The organism is Monoglobus pectinilyticus (assembly GCF_002874775.1).
Taxonomy (GTDB): domain Bacteria; phylum Bacillota; class Clostridia; order Monoglobales; family Monoglobaceae; genus Monoglobus; species Monoglobus pectinilyticus.
Window position 1 is genome coordinate 1,314,022 of the sequence record NZ_CP020991.1, and the last position, 17,206, is coordinate 1,331,227.

Annotated in this window: 13 protein-coding genes; 10 read left to right on the forward strand and 3 right to left on the reverse strand. The window is 39.4% G+C overall.

Translation table 11 applies throughout. The annotated features are described in order from the left end of the window. The first annotated feature begins 14 nt into the window (after positions 1 to 14). The 5 genes from trpD to trpA are packed head-to-tail and all read left to right on the forward strand — an operon-like array spanning position 15 to position 4,549. Complete coding sequence (trpD, locus tag B9O19_RS05815) at positions 15 to 1,034, forward strand: anthranilate phosphoribosyltransferase (protein ID WP_102365522.1); 1,020 nt, start codon at positions 15 to 17, stop codon at positions 1,032 to 1,034. A 13-nt stretch (positions 1,035 to 1,047) separates the two neighbouring features. Beyond that, positions 1,048 to 1,842, forward strand: a complete 795-nt coding sequence (gene trpC / locus B9O19_RS05820; protein WP_102365523.1) for an indole-3-glycerol phosphate synthase TrpC — start codon at positions 1,048 to 1,050, stop codon at positions 1,840 to 1,842. 18 nt (positions 1,843 to 1,860) lie between these two features. Further along, complete coding sequence (locus B9O19_RS05825; RefSeq protein WP_102365524.1) at positions 1,861 to 2,502, forward strand: phosphoribosylanthranilate isomerase; 642 nt, start codon at positions 1,861 to 1,863, stop codon at positions 2,500 to 2,502. A 51-nt stretch (positions 2,503 to 2,553) separates the two neighbouring features. Then, complete coding sequence (gene trpB / locus B9O19_RS05830) at positions 2,554 to 3,750, forward strand: tryptophan synthase subunit beta (protein WP_102365525.1); 1,197 nt, start codon at positions 2,554 to 2,556, stop codon at positions 3,748 to 3,750. Continuing rightward, positions 3,743 to 4,549, forward strand: a complete 807-nt coding sequence (gene trpA / locus B9O19_RS05835) for a tryptophan synthase subunit alpha (protein ID WP_102365526.1) — start codon at positions 3,743 to 3,745, stop codon at positions 4,547 to 4,549. Before trpB ends, trpA begins: the two co-directional genes overlap by 8 nt. 192 nt (positions 4,550 to 4,741) lie before the next feature. On the opposite strand, the gene panD is transcribed toward trpA, so the two are convergent. Genes panD through panB form a run of 3 tightly spaced genes read right to left on the reverse strand, consistent with a single transcriptional unit; the run spans position 4,742 to position 6,814 of the window. Continuing rightward, on the reverse strand, positions 4,742 to 5,086 hold the full coding sequence (gene panD / locus B9O19_RS05840) for an aspartate 1-decarboxylase (RefSeq protein ID WP_102365527.1): 345 nt from the start codon (positions 5,084 to 5,086) through the stop codon (positions 4,742 to 4,744). A 24-nt stretch (positions 5,087 to 5,110) separates the two neighbouring features. Further along, on the reverse strand, positions 5,111 to 5,965 hold the full coding sequence (panC, locus tag B9O19_RS05845) for a pantoate--beta-alanine ligase (RefSeq protein WP_102365528.1): 855 nt from the start codon (positions 5,963 to 5,965) through the stop codon (positions 5,111 to 5,113). A 42-nt stretch (positions 5,966 to 6,007) separates the two neighbouring features. Next, positions 6,008 to 6,814, reverse strand: coding sequence for a 3-methyl-2-oxobutanoate hydroxymethyltransferase (gene panB / locus B9O19_RS05850; RefSeq protein ID WP_102365529.1), 807 nt, complete (start codon positions 6,812 to 6,814; stop codon positions 6,008 to 6,010). 535 nt (positions 6,815 to 7,349) lie between these two features. On the opposite strand from panB, the gene B9O19_RS05855 reads away from it, so the two are divergent. The 5 genes from B9O19_RS05855 to B9O19_RS05875 all read left to right on the forward strand — a co-directional run bounded on the left by B9O19_RS05855 (position 7,350) and on the right by B9O19_RS05875 (position 17,194). Next, complete coding sequence (locus B9O19_RS05855) at positions 7,350 to 8,963, forward strand: CTP synthase (protein ID WP_102365530.1); 1,614 nt, start codon at positions 7,350 to 7,352, stop codon at positions 8,961 to 8,963. A gap of 203 nt (positions 8,964 to 9,166) precedes the next feature. Continuing rightward, the gene (locus B9O19_RS05860; protein WP_102365531.1) at positions 9,167 to 12,265 is read left to right on the forward strand and encodes an S-layer homology domain-containing protein; all 3,099 of its coding nucleotides are present in this window, start codon (positions 9,167 to 9,169) and stop codon (positions 12,263 to 12,265) included. Between the two features lie 900 nt (positions 12,266 to 13,165). Beyond that, entirely contained in the window at positions 13,166 to 14,470 is a 1,305-nt protein-coding gene (locus B9O19_RS05865) for a phenylacetate--CoA ligase family protein (protein ID WP_102365532.1), read from the forward strand. A 39-nt stretch (positions 14,471 to 14,509) separates the two neighbouring features. After that, positions 14,510 to 15,454 (forward strand): glycosyltransferase family 2 protein, encoded by a 945-nt coding sequence (locus B9O19_RS05870; protein ID WP_102365533.1) that lies wholly within the window; start codon positions 14,510 to 14,512, stop codon positions 15,452 to 15,454. 147 nt (positions 15,455 to 15,601) lie between these two features. After that, on the forward strand, positions 15,602 to 17,194 hold the full coding sequence (locus B9O19_RS05875) for a glycosyltransferase family 39 protein (protein WP_158648925.1): 1,593 nt from the start codon (positions 15,602 to 15,604) through the stop codon (positions 17,192 to 17,194). The last annotated feature ends 12 nt before the right edge of the window (positions 17,195 to 17,206 follow it).

Here is a 17,206-nt window from a genome sequence, read left to right on the forward strand (position 1 = left end):
AAGGGGTGAAATTTATGATTTCAAGATATATAAAAAAGCTGAGCGAGGGCGAGAACCTCAGTTATGAAGAAGCAAAAGACGCTATGGACGCTGTCCTGGACGGCGGAGCTACACCGACGCAGATAAGCGGTTATCTTATGGCTCTCCGAATGAAAGGCGAGACAATAGACGAGATTAGCGGAAGCGCGGCAATGATGAACAGCAAAGCTGTCGGCATAACGCCTGACGTTGACGACTATGTGGACTGTGTCGGAACGGGCGGCGACGGAACAAACACGTTTAATATATCAACAACCGCCGCGTTTGTTATAGCCGGAGCAGGGGCTAAGACAGCGAAGCACGGCAACCGCGCAGTATCGAGCAAGTGCGGGAGCGCAGATGTTCTGGAAGGGCTTGGGGTGAATATCATGATTCAGCCGGAGCAGGTTAAAGAATGCGTTGAGAAAATCGGTATTGGATTTATGTTTGCGAGAACTATGCACCCTTGTATGAAGATGGTTTCGGGGGTAAGAAGCGAGTTGAAGATCAGAACAATATTTAACATTCTCGGTCCGCTTTCAAATCCTTCTAATGCAAAACACCAGGTAATCGGTGTTTTTAGCGAAGATTTGACGCACCCGATAGCAAACGCTATGAAAAATCTTGGGGTTACGGCAGGTATGGCTGTTTGCGGGATTGATAACGGCATGGATGAGTTGTCTATTATAGGTAAAACGAAAATATCCGAGGTCAAAGACGGAAAGGTGATTGATTATTATCTTTCGCCTGAGGACGCGGGGCTCAGTGTCGCGCCTGAAAATGAGATAAAAGGCGGTACGGTTGAAGAAAATGTTAAAATAACTCTTGATATATTAAATGGCGAAAAGAGTGCGAGAAGGGACATAGTTGTTCTCAATGCGGGAGCCGCTATTTATACAACCGGAATCGCTGATACGATCGAAGAGGGCGTCAGGCTGGCAGAAGAGGCAATAGACAGCGGAAAGGCGCTGGAGAAATTGAACCAGCTTAGGGATATGACAAACAGCTTTAATTAATTTGGAGATTATCATGGATATACTTGAAAAGATTGTAACTAAAAAGAAAATATATCTTGAAAATACAAAGCAGAAGGTAAGCTATAAGACTTTGAGAAGTAATGTTGAACACTCTTTCGGAAACAGAAAGGTTATTAGTTTTTATAATGCGCTCAAGGATTATGAAAAGATATCAATAATTGCCGAGGTAAAAAAGGCGTCTCCTTCAAAGGGACTGATAAGGCCTGACCTGAATCATATTGCCGTAGCTGAGGCATATCTGAACTCTGATGTTCAGGCTATGTCCGTGCTCACTGAGACTGATTTCTTTCTCGGCAGACCTGAGTTTATCTCTGATATAAGAAAGATTTCTAATATACCGCTTCTAAGAAAAGATTTTATTATTGACGAGTATCAAATATATGAGGCATATATGCTCGGAGCTGACGCTGTTTTACTGATAGCCGCAATATTGGACGATACTACTCTTAAAGAATTTATGAGTATAGCTGAAAGCTTGGGGCTTGACTGCCTTACAGAAGTACACGATATAGAAGAAATGAAAAGGGTTAACAATTTGGGCGCAAAAATAGTTGGTATAAATAATCGTAACCTTAAAACCTTTGAAGAAGATTTGCATACTACAGAAAGATTAACAGCAGGTTTGGAAAACCGTTCTGAAAAGGCAGTGGTTTCTGAGAGTGGTATAAAAAATAACACGGATTTGCGCTATCTTGAGACTTTGGGTATCGATGCGGTTCTGATTGGCGAGAGCTTTATGCGGCGGCAGGATATTGCAGGAGCAGTCAGCTCAATGCGCGGATTATAAAATTCTGAGGTGGGATATATGGAAACAAAGATTAAAATCTGCGGTCTTTTCAGGCCCGAGGATATTGAAGCGGTTAATGAAGCGGAGCCTGATTTTGTGGGATTTGTTTTTTATCCAAAAAGCAGGCGGTATGTTTCACCTGAAAAAGCGGCTGAACTGAGACGGAATCTAAAACCGGCAATAAAAAACGTAGGTGTGTTTGTTAATCTGCCAGTTGAACAGGTTTGTGATATTGTTCGGATTGTCCAACTTGATATTGTTCAGCTGCACGGGGATGAGGACAGTGAGTATATAACTGCCCTGAGAGACAAGTGCGCTGAAATATCGGAGATATGGAAAGCCGTAAGAGTTAATGAGAACCTTAACCTTGCAGATGTAAACAAGTCAGCTTCGGCAGACAGATTTGTGTTTGACGCATATGTTGAAGGCTACGGAGGTTTTGGAAAGAGTTTTGATTTTAGACTTCTTGGAAATATAGATAGTGAAAGAACCATATTGGCCGGAGGATTAACTTCTGAAAATATTGGGAGCGCCGTTACAGATTATGCGCCTTATGCGGTTGACCTCAGCAGCGGAGCGGAAACTGACGGGCTGAAAGACAGAGATAAAATAATTGACTTGGTAAATAGGGTCAGGTCTTGCAGTAAAATGAACAGATGATAAAGTTCCGTGCGGAACTGAAAATATATAATTAGATATGAGGGATTTATAATGAATAATGTAGTTGAAAACGGCAGGTTTGGAGAATTCGGCGGTCAATATGCTCCTGAAACTCTTATGTTCGCCTTAAACGAGCTGGAAGCAGAGTATAACAAGGCGAAAAATGACCCTGAATTTATTAAGGAACTGGAGTTTTACTTTAGAGAGTATGCCAATCGTCCGTCCGGGCTTTATTATGCCGAAAGAATGACAAAGGATTTGGGCGGTGCTAAGGTTTACTTAAAGCGCGAGGATTTGAACCATACTGGGGCGCATAAAATCAATAATGTTTTAGGGCAGACTCTGCTTGCCAAGCGTATGGGAAAGAAAAAGATTATCGCTGAGACAGGCGCCGGACAGCACGGAGTGGCCGCTGCCACTGCCGCGGCATTGTTCGGTATGGAATGCACGGTCTATATGGGCGAGGAAGACATGAAGCGCCAGGAACTTAACGTTTTCAGAATGAGACTGCTTGGGGCGACAGTGCGTTCGGTTACCTCAGGAACCATGACGCTGAAAGACGCCTGCAACGAGGCTATGAGAGCGTGGGCGGCAGAGGCGGCTGATACTTTTTATGTGCTTGGTTCTGCGGTAGGACCTCATCCGTATCCTATGATAGTCAGAGATTTTCAGAGCGTTATAGGCAGAGAGATAAAAGAGCAGATTTTGGAAAAAGAAGGCCGGCTTCCCAGTGCGGTAGTGGCATGTGTCGGAGGCGGAAGCAACGCAATCGGAACATTTTTTGATTTTATCGAAGACAACGAGGTTCGTCTGATAGGCGCAGAAGCGGCCGGTGACGGAGTGGATACAGAACGCCACGCGGCGACAATTGCCAAAGGTGACGTTGGGGTTCTGCATGGAATGAAGTCGTTGTTTTTACAGGATAACAGCGGAGGAATTATGGAAGTATATTCTATATCAGCCGGATTGGATTATCCTGGGATAGGACCTGAACACGCATATCTAAAAGAACTTGGCAGAGCTGAATATTATCCGATAACCGATAAAGAAGCTGTCGATGCGTTCTGTTATCTGACAAGGACAGAGGGGATAATTCCGGCTATTGAAAGCTCTCATGCGGTGGCACAGGCGATGAAGCTGATTCCGGGCATGAGTAAGGATGATATTGTTGTAATTACTATATCAGGACGCGGCGATAAGGATGTAAAATCCGTTGCCAGATTTATGGGGGTTGATATAAATGACTAATGAAAATAGAATAGATAAAAAATTCAGTCTGCTGAGAGATGAAAATAAAAAGGCGTTAATCACTTTTATTACTTTTGGAGACCCTGATATTGAGACGTCAAAAAAGCTGGTGCTCGAAATGGAAAAAGAAGGAGCCGACCTTATTGAGATAGGGGTTCCGTTTTCAGACCCAATGGCGGAGGGTCCGGTTATTCAGGCGGCGAATGTCAGAGCCCTTAAAAACGAGATAAATTTAGACAAAATATTTAAAGCGGTCTCAGAACTAAGACAAGAAACTGAAATACCGCTGGTATTTTTGATGTATTTTAATTCTCTGCTGAGTTATGGAATAGAAGATTTTTTCAAAAATTGCGCTGAAAGCGGCGTAGACGCGGTTATAATCCCTGACCTCCCGTTTGAAGAGAGCGGAGAGATATATGACTATACTGTAAAATATAATGTTTACCAGATTTCAATGATTACGCCGACTTCATCTGAGGAGAGAGCGAAAAAAATCTGTCAAAGAGCCAAAGGCTTTTTATACTGCGTATCATCAATGGGTGTTACGGGTATGAGAGATGGATTTGGTACTGATTTTGACGGAGTTTTCTCTATGCTTAATAAGTTTACGGATATGCCTAAATGTTTAGGATTCGGAATATCTAAGCCTAAGCATATTGAAGGCTTAAAACATTATTGTGACGGTCTTATAGTAGGAAGCGCAATTGTAAATCAGATTGCCGAAGGCAGTACAAATGATGAAAAAGTAGAAAAAGTGGGAGCATTAACGAAAGTGTTGGCAGAAGCTGCCCACAAATAATAGTGCAGAATAAAAATTTAGTATTATTTTAACTGCCGGTAGTGTATAGAATAACATAATAAATGCCGCCGAGCTCTGATTGGAGCCGGCGGCATTTGTGTTATAACGGGCTAGTTATTTGTAATATAGATATAGTCAATTTTTAAGCAAATTATCGGCACATTTAAAATTATTTTTATAGCTGGTAAAAGTTTATTCAGGTATGCTTCCCGGAATAAATTTTACGTTCGGTTTATGGTGTTTTGCTTCTTCATAATCCATAGAAGCATAAGCTATAATGATTACTGTGTCGCCAACAGAAGCTTTGTGTGCGGCAGCCCCGTTCAGACAGACGGTTCCGCTTCCTCTTTCTCCCGGAATAGCATATGTCACAAGCCGTTCGCCGTTTGTAACATTAACGATATGAACTTGTTGGTTGGTAAGAATGCCCACCTCATCCATCCAGTCTTCGTCTATAGTAACAGAACCTATGTAGTTAAGGTTTGCATCCGTAACTTTTGCCCTGTGAATTTTTGAATTCATAACTTCTATAAACATATTGTCACCTCCTAAAAGTTATTTTTATTTTGGGTCTGCGATAATATTGTCAATCAGTCTTGTGCTGCCGAATCTGACTGCCAGTGCGATTAATGTCTTTTCTGAAATAATAGAACCGCATTCGGACAAGCCCGGAAAAGTGTAGGCCTCTATATATTCGATATCAGCCAGCGGCGCCTCGGAAATAATTTTGCGAATACCGTCCTTTATGGTTTTCAAATCTTTTTCGCCATTATTTATTGCTTCCTCGGCTTTCTTAAGTGATTTGCTGAGTACCAGAGCTTGTTTACGTTCTTCGGACGAAAGATATGTGTTTCTTGAGCTCATAGCCAAACCGTCGCTTTCACGGACTATGGGGCACGGAACAATTTCTATGTTCATATTAAGGTCACTGACCATTCTGAGTATAACCGCAAGCTGCTGTGCGTCTTTTTGACCAAAATATGCACGGTCAGCCATAGTTATATTAAAGAGTTTGGCAACTACAGTTGTTACTCCTCTAAAGTGTATAGGGCGGCTTTTGCCGCAGAGTATTTTTGTAATATCACTGTCAACACTCACATATGTTCCATAACTTTCAGGATACATATCCGCCGCACTTGGATGAAATATAATATCAGCTCCAGCTTCCTCTGCCGCTGTTTTGTCGCGTTCTAAGTCACGCGGATAGGAGTCTAAATCTTCATTTTCACCAAATTGAGCAGGGTTTACAAAAACGCTTACAACGGTTAAGTCATTTTGAGACGAGCTTTTTTGAATAAGTGATTTATGACCTTCATGAAGATAGCCCATTGTCGGAACAAGACCTATCGTTTTACCATTCACTTTATTTTTTTTAGCCCAATCGTTCAGTTCTTTTGGGGTTTTAATAATCTGCAAGTCTAAACATCCTTTCTGTAAATCAAGCATTAATTAAATTTGTTATTTTTTTAAAACAGGAAAACTTCCGTTTTTAACTTCTGATATATAGGACGTAACTCCCGCCGTAATCTCTTTTCCTACTTGAGCAAATTGTTTAACAAATGATGGAATATAGTCGTCAAACATTCCAAGCATATCGTGGAGAACAAGAACTTGTCCGTCGCAGTCAGATCCGGCTCCAATACCTATAGTGGGTATAGACAAAGAGTCAGTAACTTTTTTCGCCAGTTCGGCTGGTATACATTCAAGCACCAGGCAGAAAGCTCCTGCGGCTTCCACTGCTTTGGCGTCCTCAAGCAGTTTGTCAGCTGCGTCCTGTGTTTTTGCCTGAACACCGAATCCGCCCAGTTGATTTACGCTCTGCGGAGTCAGTCCAAGGTGTCCTACTACGGGGATTCCGGCATCTGTTATCGCCTTTATTATTTCGCATACTTCGGTTCCGCCCTCAAGCTTAACGGCGCCGGCGTTACCTTCTGAAATTAATGCGCCGGCGTTTTTCACCGCCTCATAAACTCCTAAGTGGCATGAAAGAAACGGCATATCAGCTACTACCATACAGTGTTCAGCGCCGCGCGCTACAGATTTTGTGTGGTGAAGCATATCCGACATTGTAACATGGGTGGTGTTATCAAATCCGAGCATTACGTTGCCGAGGGAATCGCCGACGAGTATCATATCTATCCCGGCTCTGTCTACAAGTTTTGCCATAGAATAATCATAGGCGGTAAGCATAGATATTTTTTCAGCGCCCTTCATATTTTTTATTATTTTAGTTGTTATAGGTTTGTTAGTTGTTTGCTTAGACATTTTAATTCTCCTTTATAATTTGGCATGAGTTTCTTCATTATATATATGCACTTATTATTTTATATTGCACATACCATTGTATGTAAAAAAATAGGATACCCAATATGCGGTATCCATAACAGAGAAAAAATGTAAAAATTTATCCATAAACTTCATACATAAAAATAAATCCATTAAAATTATTAAATAAATTTACTTTTTAGATAAAATTTCCAGTCTCTGTTGGGAACCCAATCAAAGCTAGCGTCGTCATATATAATGTAAGCGGCAGAATCGCCGCATTTATATCCCGATGCAATGAGTATAGCACACATTATGTAAAAAAGCAAACACTTTTTTGTTACACAAAGTTACAAAGGTTACATTTTAAAAACAAATTCGATTTTATACTTGACATATTTGTCATCTGGTATTAAAATATTATTCATTGGTGTGTGCTGTGATAGAGATGTGATTTTTGTACATCCAAAGCTTTTTGCATTAAGTGTCACGGCGCATTTTTTATTTATTATAGAATTGATAAGGGGGAAATGTGGTGGCTGTTAAGTATATTTTTGTTACAGGCGGAGTGGTATCGGGAATAGGTAAGGGTATCACAGCGGCCTCACTTGGTCGTCTACTAAAGACAAGAGGGCTTAGGGTTACCATACAGAAATTTGATCCTTACATCAACATAGACCCTGGAACCATGAGCCCATATCAGCACGGAGAAGTGTTTGTCACAGACGACGGCGCTGAAACAGACCTTGATTTGGGGCACTATGAGAGATTTATCGATGAGAGCCTTACTAAAAACAGCAATATAACTACCGGCAAGGTCTATCATTCCGTGATAACAAAGGAAAGACAGGGCGCGTATCTTGGAGGAACAGTTCAGGTTATTCCGCATATTACCGATGAAATAAAGCAAAAGATTTATGATGTTGGCAATGAGGGAAATTCTGATGTGGTTATCACTGAGATAGGCGGCACGGTAGGCGATATTGAAAGTCAGCCGTTTTTGGAGGCTATTAGGCAGGTTGCCGGTGATGTCGGCAGAAACAACGTTATGTATATACATGTTACGTTGGTGCCGTATCTTAAAACGTCGGGCGAACTTAAGTCAAAGCCTACACAGCACAGTGTTAAGGAGCTTCTCAGTATAGGGATCCAGCCGGATATGCTTATTTGCAGGAGCGAAGTTCCGCTTGAGGAATCACAGAAAGATAAAATTGCGCTGTTCTGTAATGTTTCAAAGGATTGTGTTTTTGAGAATCTTAACTGTGACACAATATATGATGTCCCGATTATGCTTGAAAATCAAAACCTGTCTGGGAAGGTTTGCGAACGTCTCGGTATTGAGGCAAGTGAGCCTGATTTGACAGAGTGGAACAGTATAATCGAAAAGGTTAAAGGACTTGACAAAAAAGTCAAAATAGCTTTAGTAGGTAAATACGTTGGTCTCCATGACGCTTATCTAAGCGTAGCCGAAGCGTTAAGGCACGGCGGATTTGATTTGGGGGCTGAAATAGATATTGACTGGGTTGACGCTGAAGATGTAACGGACAGCAATGCTGAAGAACTTTTGGGCAAAGCCGATGGGATTTTGGTTCCCGGCGGTTTTGGAGACAGAGGTATTGAAGGGAAAATTTCCGCTATCAGATATGCCCGTGAAAACAAAGTCCCATTTTTGGGCATTTGCCTGGGAATGCAATTGGCAGTAGTAGAGTATGCTAGAAACATGGCGGGTCTGAAAGGCGCCCACAGCTCAGAACTTGATGAGAACACTGAGTATCCGGTTATAGATTTAATGCCGGAACAGAAGGAAATATCAAATATGGGCGGTACAATGAGGCTTGGCGCTTATCCATGCAAGATTCAGGATGAAAGTGTGTATGCTAAGGAAGCATATGGCGGAGCTGAGCTTATCAGTGAGAGACACAGACATAGATATGAAATGAATAATGACTATAGGGATAAACTGAAAAACGCGGGTCTCACTATCGCAGGAACATCTCCTGACGGAAGACTGGTTGAGATTGTGGAGGTTAATGACCATCCCTGGTTTGTGGGGGTTCAATTCCATCCGGAGTTTAAGTCAAGACCGAACAGACCGCATCCGCTGTTTAAGCAGTTTATATATAATTCGCTACTTTGTTCACAAAAATAGAACTTTAATTTTGGTGAATTTGTTACAAAACTATGAAAAGGGAAAATACTTATTGACAATTTGCCCTATTTGGTGTTATAATCTGTAATAAGCTAAAGGAAAAGTATGATAGGATAAACACGTTCTGTCGTCTCTTCCCGAAGTTTATATATTAATTTTGTAAAAAAAATTAAAATTTTAATATTTTAAGGAGGATTTGAGACATGAGAAATCTCAAAAAAGTGATTGCTTTGATAGCAGTTTTTGCTATGATGGTAAGCACAGTTGCTTTCGCTGCCACATTTGGTGACGTTAAAGAAGGCGATAATTACTATGAAGCGATCGAAACATTAAACAAGCTTGGCATTTTGACAGGCGACGACGAAAACAATGATGGCGTTATGGAATACCGTCCTAACGATTCTATCACAAGAGCTGAAATCACAGTTATTGTTGCTAGAATTCAGGGACAGACAGGCGCTGTAGCTCAGGCAGACACAGTATTTACTGATGTTCCTTCTACATATTGGGCATCAGGTTATATCGCTAGCGCTACAAACCAGGGTATCATCAATGGTTACGGTGATGGAACTTTTGGTCCTGACGATAAGGTTCTTTACGAAGACGTTATCAAAATGTTAATGGAAACACTTGGTTATAAGCCATATGCTCAGAACAACGGCGGATATCCTACAGGTTATATCCTCGCTGCTCAGAGACAGAGCGTTCTTAAGAACGTTGTTGGCGGAGCTGAAGGTACAGAAGCTACAAGAGGTCAGGTTGCTCAGATGACTTACAACGCTATTGATACTCCTTTGATGGAGAGATACGTATACGGCGGAGAAGCTCAATACGTTATCTGGGATGGCGAGTCATGGAGCCCAAGAAAGACTCTCATGAATCAGGCTCTCGGTATCAACAAGCTTAAGGGTGTAGTAACAGAGAACGAAGTTACAGCTCTTGACGCTGCTGTTCAGATCGACACAGATGCTACACAGCAGATTAAGCTTTATGTTGAGGATAACTACCTCGGTTCAAATGACACAAACAGTGATTACGAAGTTGATTCTGTATACCCATTCTACACCGGTGACACAAACGCTGCTGATTACCTCGGTTATGACGTAGTGCTTTATGCTCAGGACAACAAGAATGAGACAGATACAATTCTTTCTATCACAGAAGCTACAGGTAAGAATTCAAAAGTTGAGTTTACACTTGACAAGTTCAACAGCTATGATGCTGACACAAATAACCTGAGCTACATGAAGAATGACACAGACAAGAGTGCTACAAAGTTAAAGCTTCAAACAACTTCTAACAGAGTTAACTATTCTGATTCACCGGCTATCATTTATAATGGTATAGCTTACAGCGGCACACTTGAAAGCTTATTCGGAAGCTACGAAGGCGACGAATCAGGATTAATCTACAAAGACAGCGCTTACAGCGGTAAAGTTACAGTTCTTGACAATGATGACACATCAGGTTATGATGTAATCTTTGTTGACGTAGCAGTTGGTGCAGTTGTTGATGAACTTTCATCAAGAGGCGTTCTTACATTCAAGAACAGTGTTGGTGACAGAAATCACATGAATTCTGTATCTAAGGTTGAATTTGATTCATCTAACACAGATATGTACATCAACCTTACAAAAGATGGTAAGCCTTATGATTACACAGCTTTGAAGGCTTGGGACGTTCTTTCAATCGTTGCTAATAACGGCGATGCACAGAGCGATTACTATGACATTAAAGTTTTAGATAACACAAATACAGCAATTACAGGTTCTGTTTCACGTACATCTTCTTCTGACACATCTGCTGACGGTACAGCTTATACAATAAGCGGTGTTGATTATGATTTGGCTGAAGGATATTACAACAATGGAACATTAAAGGCTGGTTCAGAAGGAACTTTCTATATTGATGAGTATGGTAAGATTGTTGCTTACAACAAGGATTCAAACTCTAAGACATCTGATAACTATGGCTATGTAATTGACGCTCAGATCACATCTAGCGGTTTCAGTGACAACGTTCCTTCACTTCAGATCATCTATAAGGATGGTACAATCGGAACATATGATTTCCAGGGTACTGTAACAATTGACAATCCTACAGAAGAGATTCAAAAACTCGTAGGTGACAATTCTGACAGCGTATCATTTAAGTATAAAGATTATAGTGTAGATGCTATGACTGAAGCTATTAATACAATGGCTGGTACAGTAATCACTTATAATGCTACAAATGGTTATATTAAGTCAATCACAATGGCAGCTCTTAATTCAACAACTGACGATTCTACATTAGTACTTGAAAAAGCTGATACTGCAAACGTTTCTTCTTTCGATGAGGATACAAAACAGATTAGAGTTGGCGGAACTAAGAAATATGATGTAGCTGATGATACATTAATATTCTACATTGGTAAACCTGGTGATAGCTTTGTTTATAACAAGCCAGCAGCTGGTGAACCTTCTGAGAACTGCATAGTTGGTCAGGGTTCAGAACTTAGAACAAATGATAACTTTAGTTCAGCAGTATACCGTAATGGTGATGAATCAGGTACAGCAAGTGTAATTGTTATGTATAACACAGATCCTGGTGTTGGAGCTTCTACAGGAGTTGCTTACATCACAAGTATTGGTCAAACAACAGTTGATGGAAGCAAAGTATTATCAATTACTTACTATCAGGATGGAGAACTTAAGGAAGCTAACACAGATGATATGTCAGTAGGCGATTACCTCGATCAGAACACAGTAGCTGGTTCATTATTTAAGTTTGGTATTTCAAACGGAACAATTACTTCAGCAGTTCCTTACTTGACATTTGATGGTACAGTAAGAGATAAAGTATATGAAGGCGATGACTTTACAACAGCTGGTATTCCTAATGCTAACTATGTAAAGACAACTGGTTCAAACAGTGATGAAGAAGTTTACTATGGTGCAGTAGTTCAGAAGAGCGGTAACAGACTTACAATTGCTCAGGCAGATGCAGATGGTATTATCTCACTTGATCCTAATGATTGGGAGTCAGTATCACTTTCAAACTACACAGCTAACTATTATCTCTATGACCCAACAAGAAACGGTAAGGCTAAGTTCCAGACTGCTTCACTTGGTGATATCACAGTAGATAAAGTACTTGCTAACGATGGCGGTAACGGTTCTTATACAATCGATTTCGGCGGTGTAGTTGAAGATGCTCCTGCATTTGGTATGCTTGACTTCGTATATGTTAGAACTTACGAAAGAACAGCTGATGTTGTTGATTACACAACATGGGAGTATGATTACAACTTTTCAAAATAATTCATTATAACTGATTATTCAAGAAGAATTTCAAAGAGGTTTCCATATTGGAAACCTCTTTTTTTATGGCGTTTTATAGTATAAAAATAATCTCATATCAGGACTAGTAATTTATAAAATAAAGGTAAAAAACTATGTGGTAAAATATAAAGGTTTGGCAGCTGTGATTATTATAATACAGAGAGGTTCGGCAAAAAATAATGAAAGATGATAATGAAAGCTAAAGCATAACCTTTGCAAATACAGATGTAATATAATATAGAAATATTAAGTATTTTAAAATAAAGCAATTGAAATATAGAGAAAATAATAGAAAATATGAATTAAGAATTATTTTAACAAGTTGTAATTTGATTTTTTTACTTTTTTATATTTAAACTATTTTTATTGTTTTAACAACACATGTAAAACTTTGATATTACGTCACATAATAAAATAATTAAATTTTTTATATATTAAGTTTTTTACAATTATATTGTCTAAAATAGTGTCTAAAAGTACATATACTAATTTATTAATATTCAATTAGTAGTGTGCATGACCCCAATAATTAAAAAATAGATAACTAACATTAAAATAAAATGAAGATTTTATTTATAATAGAATTTATATCAAAATAACAGTTTATAGATAGTTGTATATATTAAATGATTACGGAATCACGGAGCCGAAAATATTTAAATAATTGCTTTCAGTAATTAACTTTAGTTTTCTTATATTAATATGGAATTGTGAAAATAAATAACATATATATTTATTTTTATATAAAATTATATTACTTTTTGCAAACAAAGGAGTGCTTATAGTATATAATTATTGACAAATTGCTTTAAAATATGTAAAATAGATAAGATAGGAGACGTATGTCAAGTTTGATTACAATTTTAAGGAGATATAGAAATGGCAATATGGAATAAAGATATTGAAACAATGCCGAGAGAGAAGCTAGAGGAATTGCAGCTTAAGAGACTTCAGGAAACAGTCAATCGTGTATATGAAAATGTTAAGCCTTATAGAGAAAAAATGGATAAGGCCGGAATTAAGCCTGATGATATTAAGACTTTGGATGATTTATCAAAATTGCCTTTTACAGTTAAGCAGGACCTTCGTGATAATTATCCATATGGTATGTTCGCTGTGCCGATGGAGCAGGTTACAGAAATCCATGCTTCTTCGGGAACCACTGGAAAGCAGACTGTCGTTGGACTAACTGAGAAGGATGTAGATATATGGGCGGAAATAGCCGCCAGAGCTCTTTCTGCTATGGGTGTCGATAAGAACTCGGTTGTTCAGACATCGTACGGTTTTGGACTGTTTACCGGTGGATTTGGGGCGCACTATGGAGCTAGAAAGATAGGAGCAGTTGCTATTCCAACTTCAAGCGGAAATTCTAAGCGTCAAATAAATATAATGAAAGATTTTGGTTCGACATTTTTATGCTGTACACCTTCATATGCTCTCTCGCTGAGTGAGACTTTAGTGGATATGGGATTTACTAAAGATGACATTAAGCTTCAAGGCGGCGCGTTCGGAGCCGAACCATGGACTGAAGAAATTCGTCAGGAAATACAAGAAAAGCTGGGAATAAATGCTTATGATATTTATGGTTTAAGTGAGATAATGGGGCCCGGCGTCGGCTATGAATGTGCAGATCAGTCCGGAATGCACATAAATGAGGATCACTTTATTGTAGAGGTTATAGACCCTGAGACGGGCGAGGTTGTGCCTGACGGCAGTATGGGTGAGATAGTGTTTACGTGTATTACAAAAGAGGCTTTGCCTTTAATTAGATACCGTACTAGGGATATTGCCACTATTAATAAAGGAATGTGCAGATGCGGCAGAACTTTTGCTCGTATGTCGAAGCCCATGGGCAGAAGCGACGACATGTTAATCATTAGAGGTGTAAATGTGTTTCCATCCCAAATTGAGGAAGTGTTGATGAAAACCGAGGGTGTAGCTCCTCATTATCAGATTATTGTTGATAGAATAAATAATAAAGATATGCTGGACGTTTTGGTTGAGGTTTCAAATAAAGATTTAACTGATGAGATTAAAAGTTTAGAGGCGCTTTCCAAAAAAGTTAGTGCAGAAATACTTTCTGTTCTCGGAATAAAGGCTAATATAAAGCTGGTAGAGCCAAAGACTATTGCAAGAAGTGAAGGCAAATCTGTAAGGGTTATAGATAAGCGCCAGCTTCACTAAAATGTATTACAAATTTTTACATATTGAGGGGTGCATCGGATGAATTCAGGCGGTAAGGTTTTGTCTGTAGTAATACCGATTTATAATGAGGTAAATATAGAGCCAAACATCACCAGAGTTATGGAGGTTTTGTCAAATGCTAAAATCAAATATGAAATAATACTTGTTGATGATGGTTCCCGGAATAACGCTTGGGGAGAAATTTCGGATATAGTAGATAAATATGAAGGTATTATCGGTATAGCGTTTTCAAGAAATTTTGGAAAAGAAAGTGCATTATGCGCCGGACTGGACGCGGCAACAGGCGATTGTGCCATTTGCCTTGACTCCGATATGCAGTTTCCTCCTGAGGTTATACCGGATATGTATAAATTGTGGGAGGAAGGGTATGAGGTCGTAGAAGGTGTTAAAAAGAAGCGTCAGAAAGAAAGCCTTATGTACAAATTATGTGCCGGAACCTTTTATTCTTTTCTGAAAAAATCATCTAATATTGACCTCAGAAACAGCTCGGATTTTCGTCTGCTGGACCGCGCGGCTATAGACGCATGGAAAGAGATGCCGGAGAAACAAACGTTTTTCCGAGGAATGTCTTCTTGGGTAGGCTTTAAGCGTTATCAATACGAATTTGAAGTGGCTGACAGGATAGAGGGTGAGTCAAAATGGTCGTTTAAACGTCTGATAGGACTTGCTGTAGACGCGGTGACTTCTTATACGGCGGCTCCGCTGTATGCAGCTTCTATTTTCGGAATCATTTTCTTTGTTTTTGCGGTTGTAATGGGAATACAAACATTATATATGTATGTGCTCGGGAAAGCTCAGAGTGGATTTACAACTGTAATACTGCTTCTTTTGTTTATTGGCGCGGTAATACTGCTGGGTCTAGGTGTAATCGGAATATATATTAAAAAGATTTATGAAGAGGTTAAAGGCAGACCCAGGTATATTATAAGCCGGGTCATTGGCAAAAAGGATATAAACAAATAATTTACGGGGAGTAAAACGATGGAAAATACGTTGTCTATATTAAATAATATATTTTTTTGGGTCATATTTGCCACTGTTGCGCTGGCACTTATAAACTATGCAGTTCGCAAATATAATGCGAGGATACTACCCAATAAAGGTGGAGGATTGAAGTGTTTTAGTCTTTCTGAATTCTCTATGAACGACAAGATATACTATTTAATTATAGCGGCTGTTGTAATAATAGGAATTGGTATAAGAGTTTGGCAGTTTGGCAGCGTGCCCGGCGGTTTTAATCAGGACGGCGCTATGGCCGCAGTTGACGGCAAGGCTATTGCTGATTATGGAACTGATAGGTTTGGCACATGGCTTCCAGCTCACTTGTATGCTTGGGGATATGGTCAAATGAGTTCATTGCTTTCATATTTGATAGCAATTTTCGTTAAGTTTTTTGGACTGACTCCTATAACAGCCCGTTTGCCTCAGCTCATTATGAGTATTGCCGGCGGCGTGTTCTTTTATCTTTTTATTCGTGATATTTTCGGCAAGGGGGCCGGACTGATTGCGGCTGTTTTTGTTGCTATAAATCCTTGGCATTTTATTCAGAGCCGTTGGGCGCTTGATTGTAACCTTTTACCCCATTTTTTTATGGGAGGATTGTATTTTTTAAACAAGGGTCTGACAAAAAGGCGCAGATATACTTTTATATCAATGATATTTTTCGGTCTTTGTATGTACTGTTATGGAATAACTATTTACACTATTCCCGTATTTTTGCTTGCCGTATGTATTTATTATCTTATAAAGAAACGTATAAACTGGAAAGACGCTTTAATTTCTGCCGGCGTGTATCTTATTATTGCCTGGCCGTTTTTGCTTACCATGTTTATAAACTTTATGAAGTGGGACACTATAAAGCTTCCGTTTGTTACCATGCAGTATTTTTCCGGGAGCGTGCGTTCAAATGACATTCTGCTGTTTTCGGATGAACCTTTTAAACAGCTGATTCTAAATGTTAAATCCCTGCTGAATACTACATTATATCAGAAAAAGGATTTGCCGTGGAATGATATTGTAGGTTTTGGAACAATGTTTCTGTGCAGTATGCCATTTGTATTTGCTGGATTTGTTGAACTTTTCCGGAATAAGACTGACGGTGCCAAAGGTTTGGTACTTTTTGCACTCTTAACAGGTGTTTGGGCAGGACTGCTTACCAATGGCGTAAATGTTAACAGAATTAATATAGTATATTATGGGTTAATGATGTTTGTTGTTTTGGGCGTATATTTCACGATAAAAGAAATAAAGTATACAAAGTGGAGCACTCTGTGTGTATATGCTATCCTTGGAATAATGCTGGTAAGCACATATTTTACAACCTATGCTGATTCTATAAAATATCAGTTTTATTATGGGTTTGGGGATGCTTTGTCAGCGGCGGAACAAGCGGATACTGAAAAGATTTATGTAACCGCCGACGCTCAAGGCAAAGGATATTCACAGGTGAGTGAAATATTAACCCTATTCTATGATGAGACGGACGCCGAATATTTTCAGGGTAAGAAAAACGATGATCACGGAAAAGAACTTCTGCCATATAGACAGAGATTCACTTATGTTAGCATGAGTTCGGATGTGGTTGCCCGTTCACAAAATGAGGATGCGGCATATGTCATATTAAAAAGTGATGTAAATTATTTTGACAGCACAAAATATAACATTATTCAGTTTGGGAATTTCTGTGCTGTGGTGCCCAGATAGCAAATATTTTGA